This is a genomic window from Streptococcus suis (genome assembly GCF_002964575.1).
GTDB lineage: Bacteria > Bacillota > Bacilli > Lactobacillales > Streptococcaceae > Streptococcus > Streptococcus suis_R.
This window is the reverse complement of sequence record NZ_POQQ01000076.1, coordinates 47,422-62,749: the sequence shown is the minus strand read 5'-3', so window position 1 is coordinate 62,749 and position 15,328 is coordinate 47,422. Positions and strand designations below refer to the sequence as shown.

Annotated in this window: 14 protein-coding genes; 5 read left to right on the top strand and 9 right to left on the bottom strand. The window is 44.0% G+C overall.

The window, feature by feature from the left end:
* Nucleotides 1-721: 721 nt before the first annotated feature.
* The 3 genes from ilvC to C1E58_RS09935 form a co-directional block, all read right to left on the bottom strand.
* Complete coding sequence (ilvC, locus tag C1E58_RS09945; protein ID WP_105210229.1) at nt 722-1,744, bottom strand: ketol-acid reductoisomerase; 1,023 nt, start codon at nt 1,742-1,744, stop codon at nt 722-724.
* Between the two features lie 139 nt (nt 1,745-1,883).
* On the bottom strand, nt 1,884-2,360 hold the full coding sequence (ilvN, locus tag C1E58_RS09940; RefSeq protein ID WP_105210228.1) for an acetolactate synthase small subunit: 477 nt from the start codon (nt 2,358-2,360) through the stop codon (nt 1,884-1,886).
* Nucleotides 2,353-4,056 (bottom strand): acetolactate synthase large subunit, encoded by a 1,704-nt coding sequence (locus C1E58_RS09935; RefSeq protein WP_105210227.1) that lies wholly within the window; start codon nt 4,054-4,056, stop codon nt 2,353-2,355. Before C1E58_RS09935 ends, ilvN begins: the two co-directional genes overlap by 8 nt.
* A 225-nt stretch (nt 4,057-4,281) precedes the next feature.
* Between C1E58_RS09935 and C1E58_RS09930 the strand changes: the two genes are divergently transcribed.
* The 5 genes from C1E58_RS09930 to C1E58_RS09910 all read left to right on the top strand — a co-directional run bounded on the left by C1E58_RS09930 (nt 4,282) and on the right by C1E58_RS09910 (nt 8,976).
* On the top strand, nt 4,282-5,334 hold the full coding sequence (locus C1E58_RS09930) for a bifunctional glycosyltransferase family 2/GtrA family protein (RefSeq protein ID WP_105210247.1): 1,053 nt from the start codon (nt 4,282-4,284) through the stop codon (nt 5,332-5,334).
* Entirely contained in the window at nt 5,321-6,265 is a 945-nt protein-coding gene (locus C1E58_RS09925; RefSeq protein WP_105210226.1) for a phosphodiester glycosidase family protein, read from the top strand. The genes C1E58_RS09930 and C1E58_RS09925 overlap by 14 nt, the downstream gene beginning before the upstream one ends.
* Nucleotides 6,240-6,662 (top strand): hypothetical protein, encoded by a 423-nt coding sequence (locus C1E58_RS09920; protein WP_105210225.1) that lies wholly within the window; start codon nt 6,240-6,242, stop codon nt 6,660-6,662. Before C1E58_RS09925 ends, C1E58_RS09920 begins: the two co-directional genes overlap by 26 nt.
* A 160-nt stretch (nt 6,663-6,822) precedes the next feature.
* A complete protein-coding gene (ilvD, locus tag C1E58_RS09915; RefSeq protein ID WP_105114424.1) occupies nt 6,823-8,538 on the top strand; it encodes a dihydroxy-acid dehydratase in 1,716 nt (571 codons plus the stop codon).
* Between the two features lie 51 nt (nt 8,539-8,589).
* Complete coding sequence (locus tag C1E58_RS09910; protein WP_105210224.1) at nt 8,590-8,976, top strand: DUF6176 family protein; 387 nt, start codon at nt 8,590-8,592, stop codon at nt 8,974-8,976.
* A gap of 26 nt (nt 8,977-9,002) precedes the next feature.
* Here C1E58_RS09910 and C1E58_RS09905 read toward each other — a convergent pair whose 3' ends face one another.
* From C1E58_RS09905 to asp3, 6 genes are read right to left on the bottom strand one after another with little or no spacing between them, the layout of a single operon-like run.
* On the bottom strand, nt 9,003-9,344 hold the full coding sequence (locus C1E58_RS09905; protein WP_105210223.1) for a metal-sulfur cluster assembly factor: 342 nt from the start codon (nt 9,342-9,344) through the stop codon (nt 9,003-9,005).
* Nucleotides 9,345-9,373: 29 nt separating this feature from the next.
* Nucleotides 9,374-9,550, bottom strand: coding sequence for a hypothetical protein (locus C1E58_RS12120; RefSeq protein WP_161951304.1), 177 nt, complete (start codon nt 9,548-9,550; stop codon nt 9,374-9,376).
* A gap of 5 nt (nt 9,551-9,555) precedes the next feature.
* Nucleotides 9,556-10,872 carry an accessory Sec system glycosylation chaperone GtfB gene (gtfB, locus tag C1E58_RS09900; RefSeq protein WP_105210222.1) on the bottom strand — a complete coding sequence of 439 codons (1,317 nt, stop codon included), beginning with the start codon at nt 10,870-10,872 and terminating at the stop codon, nt 9,556-9,558.
* Nucleotides 10,869-12,374, bottom strand: a complete 1,506-nt coding sequence (gtfA, locus tag C1E58_RS09895) for an accessory Sec system glycosyltransferase GtfA (protein WP_105210221.1) — start codon at nt 12,372-12,374, stop codon at nt 10,869-10,871. The genes gtfB and gtfA overlap by 4 nt, the downstream gene beginning before the upstream one ends.
* An 11-nt stretch (nt 12,375-12,385) precedes the next feature.
* A complete protein-coding gene (gene secA2, locus C1E58_RS09890) occupies nt 12,386-14,773 on the bottom strand; it encodes an accessory Sec system translocase SecA2 (RefSeq protein ID WP_105210220.1) in 2,388 nt (795 codons plus the stop codon).
* Complete coding sequence (gene asp3 / locus C1E58_RS09885) at nt 14,770-15,327, bottom strand: accessory Sec system protein Asp3 (RefSeq protein WP_105210219.1); 558 nt, start codon at nt 15,325-15,327, stop codon at nt 14,770-14,772. The genes secA2 and asp3 overlap by 4 nt, the downstream gene beginning before the upstream one ends.
* Nucleotide 15,328: the final 1 nt, after the last annotated feature.

Sequence of the window (15,328 nt, the reverse complement as noted above, 5' to 3'; positions counted from 1 at the left end):
CTTTCTATAATAAGAAGCAATAATGGGTAAAAGAGCTGGCTCAACCAGCTCTTTTATTCCTATCATTCTGGGGATTTCATGACTTGCTTCCTTGCACTTCTAACAAATCATGTTAGAAATAGCAAGGAAATAATCGAAAGACTTGAATTCCTAGCCATTAACTAAAACTCGCTTTCCAATTTTTAAGCTCGGGCTAGAATAGCCTATCCGTAGGCCTGCCTCGCTCTCTTGTTGTCAAGCTCGGGTTAAAATAGTCCACCTAAACTACCTCGCTCTCTTGTTTTCGAGCGAGGGCTAAAACAGTCCACCGGACTACCTCGCTTCCCAATTTTTAAGCTCGGGCTAGAATAGCCTATCCGTAGACCTTACCTCGCTCTCTTGTTGTCAAGCTCGGGTTAAAATAGTCCACCGGACTACCTCGCTTCCCAATTTTTAAGCTCGGGCTAGAATAGCCTATCCGTAGACCTTACCTCGCTCTCTTGTTGTCAAGCTCGGGTTAAAATAGTCCACCTAAACTACCTCGCTCTCTTGTTTTCGGGCGAGGGCTAGAATAGCCTATTCGCAGGCCTGCCTCGCTTTCTAGTTTCTAGGCTCGGGCTAAAACAGTCCACCGGACTACCTCGCTTCCCAATTTTTAAGCTCGGGCTAGAATAGCCTATCCCTAGGCTATGCCGCGCTCTTCAATTTCTGGGCGAGGGCTAAAACAGTCCACTGGACTGTTTTAGTTATAAATCTTAAATGAATCGTCGTCGTTGCGGCTGACGAATGGCATTGCTTTGCGGAGTTCTGCTCCGACTTTTTCGATTTCAAGTCCTTCTGCTTCTTTGCGGTAGGCTTCCATACGTGGACGACCTGCTTTGTAGTCGTTGACGAAGTCGTTTGCAAATTTACCAGATTGAATATCTGCAAGGACTGCTTTCATATTTTCTTTGACTTGGTCTGTAATCACGCGTGGACCTGAGACATAGTCACCAAATTCAGCAGTATTTGAGATAGATTGACGCATTTTCTTGAAGCCACCCTCGTAAACAAGGTCAACAATGAGCTTCATTTCGTGAAGCACTTCGAAGTAAGCCAATTCTGGTGCATAACCCGCTTCTGTCAAGACTTCAAAACCTGCTTGCATAAGAGCTGTCAAGCCACCGCAGAGAACTGCTTGCTCACCAAACAAGTCTTCTTCTGTTTCTTCTTTGAAAGTTGTTTCCAAAAGACCTACACGAGCCGAACCAACGCCTTTTGCCCAGTCCATTGCGATGTGCTTAGCATTACCAGTTGCATCTTGGTAAACTGCGTAAAGGGCTGGCACACCAAAACCTTCTTCGAAGGTACGACGAACCAAGTGACCTGGTCCTTTTGGCGCACACATGAAAACATCCACATCTGCTGGCACCTTGATAAATTTAAAGTGAACATTGAAACCATGGGCAAAACCAAGGGCATTGCCAGCTTCCAAGTTTGGAGCAATTTCTTCATTGTAAAGGTCTGCTTGGATTTCGTCTGGAGCCAAAATCATGATAACATCCGCTTGTTTGGCTGCTTCTGCTACTTCAAAGGTGTCAAAACCGTCTTCTTTTGCCTTGTCAAATGATTTACCTGCACGCACACCGATGATAACATCGTGTCCTGTATCACGCAAGTTTTGGGCATGGGCATGGCCCTGCGAACCATAACCGATAACGGCGATACGCTTACCATCAAGTGCTGCTACTGTTACATCTTTTTCATATTGCATTGCTACTGCCATAAAATTCTCTTTTCTATTTTTTATTTATAAGGTTGGATGCTCAAAGAAAATGAAGGTTAGACTAGGCGACGAAGGCGAATATAGAACTAAAGTTCATCAAGCCAAGTCAACACAGTATAGTGTTTATTTTCGAAGAGCATTAGTCTCTGCTAAAGCCAGTTGCCCCCGTCCTCGCAATGTTTTTAATGCCATAAGGCTGAATGACACGCAGGAGAGCATCAATCTTATCTCCATCACCTGTCATTTGAATGGTAATGGAATGAGGGGCTACATCGACCACGCTAGCGCGGAAAGGTTGAATAATGGCCAAAATTTCTGCTCGCTTAGCTGGTGGTGCAACGATTTTGACCAAGATTACTTCCCGCTCCAAATGGGGAATATCCGTTAAATCACGGACACGGACCACATCAATCAAGCGATTGAGCTGTTTGATGATTTGCTCTAGTTCATCCTGGCTAACTACGTCAACAATCACGGTAACACGGGAAATACCGTCCACTTCTGTCGGACCGACAGAGATGGATTCAATGTTGATTTGCCGACGAGATAGGACACCTGTAAAGCGGTTGAGGACGCCGGATGAATTCCGTAATTTTGCTGTTAACATTCTACGCATTGAACTTCACCCCCAACATCTCTGCATTGCTCTTACCAGCGGGCACCATGGGTTGAACGTGCTCTGTTTTGGAAATATGCACTTCAATCAACATCGGTCTATCTTCCAAAATGACTTTCATATCTTCAGAAAGGGTTGCTGGATTGTCAAAACTGTAATGAGCAATGCCGTAGGCTTCTGCTAGAAGCTGGAAATTCGGCTCAGCATCAAAGACGGACTGACTACGGCGCTTGTCATAAAAGGATTCCTGCCATTGCCGGACCATACCAAGTGAGTGGTTATTGATTAAGACCACCTTAATCGGCACACCATATCCATTCAAAATAGCTAATTCTTGATTGGTCATTTGGAAGCCGCCATCTCCAACAAATACAACGACCTCTCTATCTGGATTAGCTAACTTGGCTCCGATGGCTGCAGGAATACCGAAGCCCATGGTCCCCATGCCCCCTGATGTCACCAACTGACGTGCGTGTTTGTATGGATAGAACTGGGCTGCCCACATCTGGTGTTGACCGACATCTGTGACCACAATGGCATCTCCCTTGGTTAGCTGACCAATCAACTCAATAGCCTCTTGCGGTTTGATAACCGTATCGTCTTCTTCGTACCAGAATGGCGCCCGGCGTTTGTTGTCCAAGACATGCGCTGTCCATTCGGCATAGTCCGTATCTACTGTTTCAAGATTTAACAGGACTTCTAAGGTTGCTTTGGCATCGCCTACGACCGGAATGGCTGTCTTCACTACCTTGCCAATTTCTGCAGGGTCAATGTCGACATGGGCAACTGTTGCATTGGGTGCATAGGTCAAGGGATTACCTGTCAATCGGTCGTCAAAACGAGCACCAATGTTGATAATATAGTCCGCATCGTTCATAGCCATATTGGCAGCATAGGAACCATGCATGCCTCCCATACCCAGCGCCAATTCATGCTCAATCGGCATGGCTCCAAGACCAAGCAGAGTTGAAACTACAGGAATACGATAACGTTCTGCAAAGGCAATCAGTTCTTGATTGGCATCCGCATAGTTAACGCCACCACCAGCTAGGATAACTGGTTGTTTGGCTTGGCTGAGTTGTTTCAAGATTTTCTTGACCTGCAAGCCATTTGGCTCAACAGTCGGTTGATAACTTGGCAGTTGAACTGTTGGCTCGTGGTAAACATCAACGATTCTCTCTTGAATATCCTTAGGAACGTCGATAACAACTGGACCTGGCCGACCTGTCGTCGCAATGTGCAGAGCCTCTGTAATGACACGAGGAATATCTGCTGTATCCCGAATCTGATAATTGTATTTGGTAATGGGCATGGTCATGCCCAAGACATCGGCCTCTTGGAAGGCATCTTTACCGATACCCCGTGTGGCTACTTGACCTGTAAAGACCAACAAGGGCACACTATCTCCCATGGCATCCGCAATACCTGTAATAGCATTGGTTGCTCCTGGACCTGAGGTCACAATGGCTACGCCCACCTTTCCTGATGATTTGGCATAGCCTTCTGCCTCGTGGACTGCCCCTTGCTCATGCCGGGCCAAAATATGCTGAATCCCCTCATACTGATAGATAGCATCGTATAACGGCAGGACTGCACCACCTGGATAACCAAAAACAAGGTCAACTCCCAGTTGATGCAAGGTGTCTAAAATAAGATAAGACCCCGAACGTGGTTGGTCTAATTGGATTTCCTGCACGAATATTCCTCCTCTCTGCAAATATGTTATCTACTATAATAACACACGATGATAGAATGTCAAGAAATTTTCTGAAAATTCCTACATTTGTTCGGTTTCTTAAACATTTCCAAAAAAATTCTTAAAGCAAACTTAAGCAAATCGCAAGCCCTGTCTAGTTTTAGCTTGCTTTTAGGAAAGGCCCGTATAGTAGACTCATCAAGAAAAACATACGAGGTTTATGATATGTATTATGTAGTGATACCGGCCTACCAGCCAGATGAAAAATTAATCCAACTTTTAGAAGTTATGAAAAGTAGACTAAATTGCCAGGTCATTGTTGTAGATGATGGCAGTACAGGTCAAGCCAAAGACATTCTTGAAATCGCCAAGACTTATGCCATCGTTCTCCACCACGATGTCAACAGAGGAAAGGGTCAAGCCTTGCGAACAGCCTTTAGCTTTATCCAAGATTTGAGAAAGCCAGGTGTCATCGTTACAGCTGATGCGGATGGCCAACACGCTGTCATTGATATTGACCGGGTCGCACGCGCAGCCATGAATCTGCCAAGTCGCCTCATCCTTGGTGTCCGTCAATTTACCAAGGACATCCCTCTCCGCAGCCGCTTCGGAAACAAACTGACCAGAGTATTGTTCAGACTACAAATTGGTGTCAATGTATCCGACACACAAACGGGCTTGCGTGGTTTCCATACCGATTTGATTCCCTTTATGCTAGAAATCGAGGGCGACCGCTATGAATACGAGATGAACATGCTGACCCAGGCCAGTCAACGTTTTAAAATCACGGAAGTACCCATCCAAACCATCTATATCGATGACAATGCCAGTTCACACTTTCGTCCCATCAAAGACGGATTACTGATTTATAAGAATCTCTTTAAGTTTGCCCTGGCATCATTTGGCGGCTTCCTAGTTGACTACGGTGTCTATGCCCTAGCCTTGTTACTCCTCACTGGCTTACCGACTGCGGTACGCTTATTGGTCGCAAATACCCTTGCCCGCATTTGCAGTGCTAGCTGTAACTTCGCCCTTAACAAGAAATTAGTCTTTAAGAATAAAGAAAGCGTCACTCGGACAGGTGCTGGCTACTTCACCCTGGCCCTCATCCTCTTCCTATCTGACACAACTCTGCTTTATCTCTTCCACCAAGTCCTCGGTCTAAACATCTACCTTGTCAAACTTGCCGTTGGTCTCTTCCTCTTCCTAGCTTCTTGGTTTATTCAAAAAAACATCATCTTTAAAGAAAGGAAATCATTTTCCCATGAAATTGCTTAAAAAACCCTTTGCCTATGCCTCAATCTTCGGAATGCTCTTAACCAGCGGATTTTCCTATTCTATGTTAAAAACCTTTGTCATTTCCGAAGCGATTTCCACCGTCGCTGCAAGTAGTACGACCACATCAAGCAGTCAAGATACTACCGACACAACTGCCTCATCATCCAACGCTGCTTCAACAGCAACCAATGTGTCTACTACAGATACCAACTATAGGGATGACAATATCCAAATCAACTTAGAAACCATCACAACCAACAATACCACTGTCTATGTAGCAGATATCCAAGTTAGCTCGCCAGAGTATTTAAAAACAGCCTTAGCCCAAAACACTTATGGTACAAACGTAACAGCCAAAACTTCTGAAACGGCTGCTGCAAACAATGCCATTCTAGCGGTTAATGGTGATTACTACGGAGCCAATTCAACTGGTTATGTTATTAAGAATGGCGTTCTCTACCGTGACACAGTCCGTGACAATGCTTCCTATGGTGACTTGGCTATCTACGCAGACGGTTCCTTCAAGGTCATTTATGAAAACGAAGTAACTGCTCAAGAATTGATTGACCAAGGTGTTGTCAACCTCTTAGCCTTCGGACCAACCTTGGTCGAAAATGGTGAGATTGTTGTCGATACATCTACAGAGGTTGGACGTGCCATGGCATCAAACCCACGCTCTGCTATCGGTATCATTGACGAAAACCACTACATTATCGTCGTCGCAGATGGACGTACATCAGAAAGTGAGGGACTCTCACTCTACCAAATGGCTGAAGTCATGAAACAGTATGGTGCACAAACAGCCTATAACCTTGACGGTGGCGGTTCATCTACTCTTTACTTCAACGGTCAAGTTATTAACAATCCAACAACAAACGGAAATACTATCTCAGAAAGGGCGGTGAGTGACATTGTCTACATCGGTTACTAATCAAACATCAGGGCGTACTGCACGCACCTTCATCACCTACTTAGCTACAACAGCCTTCCTCTTCATCTTCAGTCGTATCTATGAAAGTTTAAGTTATGGCGAAGTATCAGTCTTCATGCACTACATGTTCTGCGTGACCCTGATTGGTGGTGGGCTACTCCTTGGCTTGCTCACTATCAAGCCAAACCTATCACGTCTGACCTTCAATCTCTGGAATTCAGGTGTGGCAACCATCACAGCAGGCTTCCTGCTCCGAGGTATTATTAACCTGTCCGGTCGTTCGACCACCTTGGACCAACCCTATTGGTTTGTCGGTGCAGGTTTCCTAATTCTTGCCTTGATAAGCCTCCTCTTTACTGGAAACAAGAAAACACAGGGCCGAGCAAGCGCTCAGTAACAAGAACAAAATCAGAGCAGCCTTTGGACAATCCAGGGCTGCCTTAAATTATTTTTGCAAAATTCAGAAATTTCACATTATTTAACTAATCCTTTTTCATTTCCCTCAGAACTATGGTATAATAAATAAAATAACTTTCAAAAGGATAGGGAGAAGAGAAATGACCGAAAAAGATACACTAAAAAACCTCCGTCACCGTAGTTCTGTCTACGATTCGATGGTCAAATCACCTAACCGTGCCATGCTCCGTGCTACTGGTATGCAGGATGAAAACTTTGAAGCACCCATTGTCGGAGTGATTTCCACTTGGGCTGAAAATACTCCTTGTAACATCCACCTTCACGACTTTGGAAAATTAGCCAAGGAAGGTGTCAAATCTGCTGGTGCTTGGCCAGTCCAATACGGCACCATTACAGTTGCGGATGGTATTGCCATGGGAACTCCTGGCATGCGCTTCTCACTGACTTCTCGTGATATCATTGCTGATTCTATCGAGGCAGCTATGGGAGGGCATAACGTAGATGCCTTTGTCGCTATCGGTGGCTGCGATAAAAACATGCCCGGTTCGATGATTGCCATTGCCAATATGGACATTCCTGCTATCTTTGCCTACGGTGGCACCATTGCCCCTGGTAATTTGGATGGAAAAGACATTGACTTGGTATCGGTCTTTGAAGGGATTGGTAAATGGAATCACGGTGATATGACTGCTGAAGAAGTCCGACGCTTGGAGTGTAATGCCTGCCCTGGTCCTGGTGGTTGTGGCGGTATGTACACTGCCAACACTATGGCCTCTGCTATCGAAGCCCTCGGCATGAGTTTGCCAGGCTCCTCATCACACCCAGCTGAGTCAGCAGAGAAAAAGGCCGACATCGAAGAAGCTGGTCGTGCAGTCGTTCGTATGTTGGAACTCGGTCTGAAACCGTCTGACATCATGACCCGTAAGGCCTTTGAAAATGCCATTACCGTTGTCATGGCGCTTGGTGGCTCCACCAATGCAACCCTGCATTTGCTGGCCATGGCTCATGCTGCCAATGTAGAATTGACCCTGGACGACTTCAACACCTTCCAGGAAAAAGTTCCTCACCTTGCTGACCTGAAACCGTCTGGCCGCTATGTCTTCCAAGACCTCTACAATGTCGGCGGGGTCCAAGCTGTCATGAAATATCTCTACCAAAACGGATTCCTACATGGTGACTGTATGACCTGTACAGGTAAAACGGTCGCTGAAAACTTGGCCGATGCACCAGATTTGACACCAGGTCAGGATGTCATCATGCCACTTGAAAATCCAAAACGAGCTGACGGTCCACTGATCGTTCTCCATGGCAATCTCGCACCTGAAGGCTCAGTTGCCAAGGTTTCAGGTGTAAAAGTCCGTCGCCACGTTGGACCAGCCCGTGTCTTCGATTCAGAAGAGGCTGCTGTTGAAGCAGTTTTGGCTGACGAAATCGTTGATGGCGATGTTGTCGTTGTCCGCTACGTTGGACCAAAAGGTGGACCTGGTATGCCTGAAATGCTCTCCCTTTCGTCCATCTTAGTCGGTAAGGGACAGGGCGAATCGGTTGCCCTTCTAACAGACGGCCGCTTCTCCGGTGGTACCTATGGCTTGGTCGTAGGACACATCGCACCTGAAGCTCAAGACGGCGGTCCAATCGCCTATCTCCGTGATGGTGATACGGTTATCGTCGACCAAGATACCAAGGAATTGACCATGGAAGTTTCTGAAGAAGAAATCGAACGCCGAAAAGCAGAAACTGTTATCCCACCACTCTACTCTCGTGGTGTTCTCGGAAAATATGCCCACATCGTATCGTCTGCCTCAAAAGGAGCCGTTACCGACTTCTGGAGACCAGAACGTACTGGCAAAAAATAAGGAACTCAATGACCCTGTCCTCGCGGCAGGGTTTTCCAAAAGGAGACAAAAATGAAACTAACTGTCAAACTCTCCCGCTTTCGTGTTAAAGAAGGGAAAACCACTCAAGTTGATGAATGGATGAGCTTCCTCAACGAACACATGGCAGACACCCTTCTCATCTTAGAGGGAGAAAAAATGTATGTCGAAACCATCTTCCGTGAAGTATTGGACGGACGCGAATACCTCTATTGGTACTCCGTTCAAGCTGACGGAGGTATTGAGGTAGAAAATTCTGAATCCTACATCGATAAAAAGCACTTGGAATACTGGGAAGAATGCATCGACCCAAGCTATGGTATGGTAGACCTAACCCCTCAAGTTGTCATGATTCCGAAACCTATCTATGAAACCATGGAAGAATTGGATAGGCAGTACGATAAGACATATAAAAAATGAGTTGCTCCATGCAACTCATTTTCTTTTTATTTTGGACTGATACCTAGCGTAATGCGTCCAAGACGGCTGATCCGGGTCATTTTCCAAGCAGGAGACCAGACGATTTCGACCTGGGCATCCTCAATGCCCTCAATGGTTTTCAAGGCTGCAACCAACTCTCCTGGCATGGTATCCGCGCAAGAACAGCCTGCATCTGTAAAGGTCATGATGACCTTACAAAAACCAGCTTCATCCACATCAATCTCATAGACCAGACCCAGATTATAAATATCCAGCTCAATCTCTGGATCATAAATGGTTTCAAGCACTTGAACCAGCTGGTCTGATAGAGCAGCCGCTCGGTCGTTTAATTTTATATCTTCTCGCATCAATCACACCACTTTCTATTAGAGCCTACCTAGAAAAGTACGCTCAGTTGACTCAACAGTGAAAATAGAACTGCCAGTGTCATTACCAAAATCAAGAGAATATAAAGAATAGGTTTTCGTTTCTTCTCCTTCGTAGGTTCCACGTAACGCGCTCTTTGGATACGCTCATCAATGTCATTCTTGAGTAATTGATTCTCTTTTGCCATTTCTGTTATTCCTCCAACAATGCTTTTCTATAAGCGACAGGAGTCTCTTGCCCCAATCCATTACGCTGACGCTCAATAAAGGCTTCCGGAGACTTGCTAAATTCTTTGATAGCTTCCACCATACGCTTGAATTGGCTGAACAGGACAATATTTTCCGGTAATGTCAGTTGACGATTGTGCGCTGTATTCTCAAAGGCAAAAATTGCATGATTGTACTCAAAGGCCTTCCGAACAATTCCTTCCACTTCACTACCATGGTTAACATCTAGATAAATATCACATTTCTGGAGCAAGTCTTCCAAAACCATTGGGCGAACATTAGGATAAAGGGTTACTTGCTGACGACTTCCGTAATCCATCAAGCGCGAAGACATTTCTGTCAAAGCTGCAACATGAAAATGATAATCTGGTAAGAAGGCTAATAATTCATCAAAATGTTGAATCTGATCCGAATTAGTCACAATCAGAATATCTTTTCCGGCCTTATTTTGTCTTCTTTCTGGGTAAATCATTCCCAGATAAGAAACGACTGACCGATGTTCTTCTGGCAATAAAGGCAACATTTGAGAATAGGTAGCCTTATCTTGCACTATAATGCGCTGTTTTCTAGACTGTTTCCCCAAGGCCACTAGCATATTACCTGGAATGGCATCGTAAATTTTTTCCTGCCAAAACAAAATATCTTCTCCTGGACCTGACAGAGAATAGGTAATAAAGAACGGATAAGAGAGTGAGTTGTAGATAACCTTCTCCGTTGACAAACCTGACAGTTCAATAAAATATCTGAAAAAAGATGGTTTGTCTGTGAAAATATGTGTACCATTCTGCCAATTTAAGAGAATGGAATTTGTCAAAAGATTTTCTACAATAACTTCTTGACCGTCTCTGTTATAGTAAGAGCGGGTATTAGCAATCTGCTGCTCATCGAAAGCAGTTCGAGAGAATAGAATACCGTAACGGTTATAATGATCAGTAAAACGAACCTTCCCATTCCGATCATACCAATCGACTGCTTTCACCAACCGTTTGTAACCGGGCTCGATATAATAGATTTTCCCTCTTAATACATCGTAATCCCAAATTTCCGCTTCCTTACTGTTTCCAGTAATTTCCCAAAAGTTTTGAACAGGAACTTGGTTAAAATACAAGGGACTACCTGATCCGTCGTAATAGCCACAAAAATAGGAGTAGGCCGACATGACCCCCTCAGGTAAAAAACCATCATCCTGAACAACAATCGCTGGATGGTCTATACCTGACACTTTTAATGAATGATGCAAATCTTTTGCATTCGTATCATATCTATCAAAGATATATATCACTGACTAACCTCCTTGATAAAATCCAACCACTTTTCTTCCAGTCGTACCGTCAAAAAGTCCTCTGCTCGTTTGTAAGAGGCTTGATAAAACTCTTCCTTATCAGCCGACTGATAAAAGGCAAGAATCTTTTCAGCAAATACCTTCGCGTAAGAATCCCCATCATCTGGTTGAGAACGAGTGAAGCGGTAGCCGTTCTTACCATCCTCAATAAAGGTCTGGTTTCCATAAGGGACATCCAAACCAATCATAGCCAATCCAGAGCCAATCGCCTCCATCAAAGTCAGACCAAATCCTTCACTTGTAGAAGCCGAAAGGTAAACTTGGTAGTCTTTGTAGATATTTGTCAAATCTTGATGGCCCTTTAAACGAATAAAATCGTTAGCCCTATGTTCATCAATCATTTTTTGAAGAAGCGAGCGTTGACCGCCTTCCCCGTAAATATCAAACTCCAATTCAGGCAGACTTTCACGAGCAAGAAGCACTCCTTTTACTAACCAATCAATATGCTTTTCAGGCGCCAAACGCGAACAGGTCAGCATAGAGAAAGGCTTTCTCTGACCAGCAGGGTATTGAAGACTGTCCAAACTACCGACTGGTAGCGTTACAACTTTCGGAACATAGCCTTGGTATTTTTCAAACTGTTCTTCTAAAACCCTGGTTTGAGCATCTGTTGAGGTAATAAAGGCATCAACCACTCTTCCATTCGTAAATTGATAGTCATAGAAATTGTTCCAAAGGATAGTATCCTCAGTAATCAAGCTATCACTGTAATGCTCTGCATGGACTACGACAGCTACTTTTGCTGCACCTCGATGTCTCAGAACTGCTTGACCAATTCCAGTAGCGCGGTCCACTAGGATAAGGTCTTGACCAGTCAAGTTTAGCTCTTTAAGCATCCGTTCAATGAGTTCTTCCTTCGAGTACAAGAGTGCATCAGGAAAACGAAAGAGACTCTTATCATCTGAACAATTTTCCTCGTAGGCAAAACTGCCATCTTCGTTATAAAATACCCGTCGATAGAGTTTTGGACTGGATTGATTTGGTGCATAGTACTCAGAAAACATCCGCGTGTAGCTATAATAATCTTTACGAAGTAATTTTCCTTGGCTTAAATACTCAACGCGTTGCACTACCGACTGCGAGTCTTTCTTAAAGAAAGCAACCACATGACCAGCATTGTTTGGATAAGCATAGCGGATGGCCGTATCCGATTTTGTTTCCAATTGAGCACCTGGTACTAAGGTTTTTTGAAACTCCTCCAGACTGTATGTCGTCGGTGCAGTTTTCAAGTCTGTGAAAAAACTATATAACCAAATTACTTCACTATCTTCAAATCCGATATTCTCAGTGAAATGGGCAAGGTTTTCATTTTGAAACATATCCGTAAAAATAAACTTAGCGTCTATCCCTAACTTACGGAAGATACTGGCATGATAGGCTTGGGCGTATTCAACGCCACTACTTGCCCAGCCGATACCCTTGTTTATATTATAAATCGTCATATTACATCCTTTTACACATAATAAACAGATCGTTTGCCATTTGGCATGGTTTCAATACTACTCAAAAGAATATTTCTTACGATCTGCTCCTGAACCTCCTTGGTCATATTGCCATAGGCATTCAAGGCTTCCTTATAATACTCATACATGTTATTGCGCTGAGCAAGGGCTCGAGAATGAACAATCCCTTTCAACTGTTGTAAACTATCTACCTCTTCAACCCAACATTCATCAATCGCCTTCAAAATAGAAATACGGTAAAACTCCGACAATTCTTCCTCATTATCAAAAATATCCTTCTTGACCTGTAGTTCTTTGTCAACGAGATTGAGTAAGAAACGACTCACTTGCTTATGGTCATGAACATTGAAATTAGAAGGAAAGGATTTGAAAGAATAGGTAATGTTATCTAAAATAAACCGTCGAACTTGATGGGTTGTACAATCTGGCGTCTCTGCGATAAACCGTTTCACAACCTTTTCAAAAATCTTACGAATCTTCTCTTCATAACCGCCACCTTCCTGCATCAGGCGATTACGCAAATCATAAATCATATTCCGCTGAACACGCATACTCTCATCAAACTGAACTGTCGAATGACGCGATTGAATAGCCACATCCTCTGAACGAGTCTGGGCTGTTTTAATCATATTACGGAAACGTCCGCTTCGCAAAGGCTTACCATAGCCTCTTCTCTCAGGATTATTGTGCTTGCGCAAAAAGCGTTTAGCCCACTCTGGTCCAAAATTGACCAACAATTCATCTTCTAGGGAAACAAAAAATTGAGACATCCCTGGCTCACCTTGTCGACCTGCACGACCTCTTAGCTGACCATCCATTCGGCTATTGGCCATCCGTTCTGTACCAATAACAGCTAGACCGCCTAATTCTGCTACACCCTCACCTAACTTAATATCCGTACCACGACCAGCCAAAACAGTTGCACAAGTCACCGCACCATAACGACCAGCTTCCTTGATAATCAAGGCTTCTTTCGCCACATTATTAGCAGTCAAAGTGTTGTGGGCAATCCCTTCTTGCAAGAGCAATTGTGAATAAATCTTCGTTACATCAACCGACCCTGAAATCAACAAAATTGGTCGTCCTTGTTCATGTAATTCCTTGACCAAGGCCATTGTAGCCACAATCTTTTCAGGTAAGGTAGCATAAACCTTATCTGGATGGTCAATTCGCTGAATAGGCAGATTGGTAGGGATTGAAATAACCGGAACCTTGTAAGTACGGATGAGTTCATCTTCCGCATCACGACCTGTACCAGTCATACCTGATAGGGTCGGAAACATATTAAACAAGCTTTGGTAGGTGACAGACCCCATCGCACGATTTTCAGTGGTCTTGGTCACACCTTCTTTCGCTTCAATAGCTTGATGGATACCCGACTGCAGACGAGTCCCTTCTAAAATACGTCCCGAACGGTTATCCAAGAGCTTGACTTCATCATCATGAACGATGTAATCATAATCTTTGCGATAGATATAGTGAGCTCGTAGTGCCAAGTTAATCTGGCGATTTAACTCCCAAGACTGACGATCATATAGGTCCTCAACACCAAAATAACGCTCAGCTTCAGTCATCCCCTGTTCCGTCAAATACACTTCTCGCTTATCAAAGTCAAAGTAAAATTCTTCGGTTTCTTTCAATCCTAAGACAAACTGATTGCAGGCATCAAATAAATTAGACTGGACACGAGGTGTGCCTGAAATGATCAATGGCGTCTGAGCAATATCCAACAAGACTGCATCTGCCTCATCCACAATAACAAAATTGAAGTCACGCATAAACTTGTGATGAACGGAAGCAGCCAAGTTTTCTGCCAAATAATCAAATCCTAAACCAGAACCAGTTGTATAGGTAATGTCCGCTGCATAAACTGCACGCTTTTCCTCGATGCTCGGATCGTAGCCTTCCTCAAAAACACCAATACCGACAGAGAGCCCCAGGAATTGATAAACCTCTCCCATCTCCTCTGCATCACGCTTGGCTAAGTAATCATTTGTCGTCACAAGGATGGCTCCTTTTCCTGACAATCCATTCAAGTACAAAGGCATAGTCGCTGTAAGAGTCTTCCCCTCACCAGTCTTCATCTCAGCGATGCTGCCTTGATGAAGAGCAATGGCCCCCATTACCTGAACATCATAAGGAAACTTCCCTAAAATACGGAAACAAGCCTCCCTACATACAGCAAAGGCTTCCACCATTAAGTCGTTCAAGGTCTCTCCGTCTGACAGACGTTGTTTAAAAATAGTTGTTTGTTCTTGCAATTCTATATCCGTCATCTCTGCATAGCGAGATCGCAACTGATTGATTTTCTTCATCTGTCGCTTAATAGCTGCCAACCTCACCGCATTCAGAATTGTTGAAGTGGATATTGTTTTCATTGAACTCCTTCATCATCTACAATTTGGATTATATTTCTTACTAAATCAAGTTCAGGGGGAAGAGTGCTCGTCTTATACAGGTGCTTGCTTTTCACCGATAAATGAATGGTAGTACTGTTTTCTACCCCATAAAGTGCAAGAGAATGGAAGGTCAGCTGATGACAACCCGCCCCCACTAACTTTATCATATAGGTGTAGGCATCTTTCGGATAGGTAAAGGAATGATCATCATTCCTCAAAATATCCGTTCCAATCACTTCCTCTTGCCGATTGAAGTATTGTATTTGTAAATAACAAGTATTCTCCGGAACCGAACTAAAATCCTTCTCCACACGATAACGTGCTCCCGGAACTAGGATTGGTAAACTCGGTGACACACGTTGGGATTGGTAATTTGTCTTAGAACGCCAAGTCTTGATCGCTTTTCCAGCAGCAAAATAGGAATTTTCAAAGAAGACACTAGAACCTGAATACTTGATTGTTGAACCGTAAAGATAATTGGAATGACTAGTCATGTCTCCCCAATAGATTCTATCTATCAACTGATTTTCCAAA

What these genes read in the sequence shown, in the direction of transcription:
- C1E58_RS09905 (WP_105210223.1), bottom strand. Translation starts at nt 9,344, where the DNA reads ATGCGAGAAGATATAAAATTAAACGACCGAGCGGCTGCTCTATCAGAC.
- C1E58_RS09925 (WP_105210226.1), top strand. Translation starts at nt 5,321, where the DNA reads ATGAAATTGCTTAAAAAACCCTTTGCCTATGCCTCAATCTTCGGAATG.
- secA2 (WP_105210220.1), bottom strand. Translation starts at nt 14,773, where the DNA reads ATGAAAACAATATCCACTTCAACAATTCTGAATGCGGTGAGGTTGGCA.
- C1E58_RS12120 (WP_161951304.1), bottom strand. Translation starts at nt 9,550, where the DNA reads ATGGCAAAAGAGAATCAATTACTCAAGAATGACATTGATGAGCGTATC.
- gtfA (WP_105210221.1), bottom strand. Translation starts at nt 12,374, where the DNA reads ATGACGATTTATAATATAAACAAGGGTATCGGCTGGGCAAGTAGTGGC.
- ilvN (WP_105210228.1), bottom strand. Translation starts at nt 2,360, where the DNA reads ATGCGTAGAATGTTAACAGCAAAATTACGGAATTCATCCGGCGTCCTC.
- C1E58_RS09930 (WP_105210247.1), top strand. Translation starts at nt 4,282, where the DNA reads ATGTATTATGTAGTGATACCGGCCTACCAGCCAGATGAAAAATTAATC.
- ilvD (WP_105114424.1), top strand. Translation starts at nt 6,823, where the DNA reads ATGACCGAAAAAGATACACTAAAAAACCTCCGTCACCGTAGTTCTGTC.
- C1E58_RS09910 (WP_105210224.1), top strand. Translation starts at nt 8,590, where the DNA reads ATGAAACTAACTGTCAAACTCTCCCGCTTTCGTGTTAAAGAAGGGAAA.
- ilvC (WP_105210229.1), bottom strand. Translation starts at nt 1,744, where the DNA reads ATGGCAGTAGCAATGCAATATGAAAAAGATGTAACAGTAGCAGCACTT.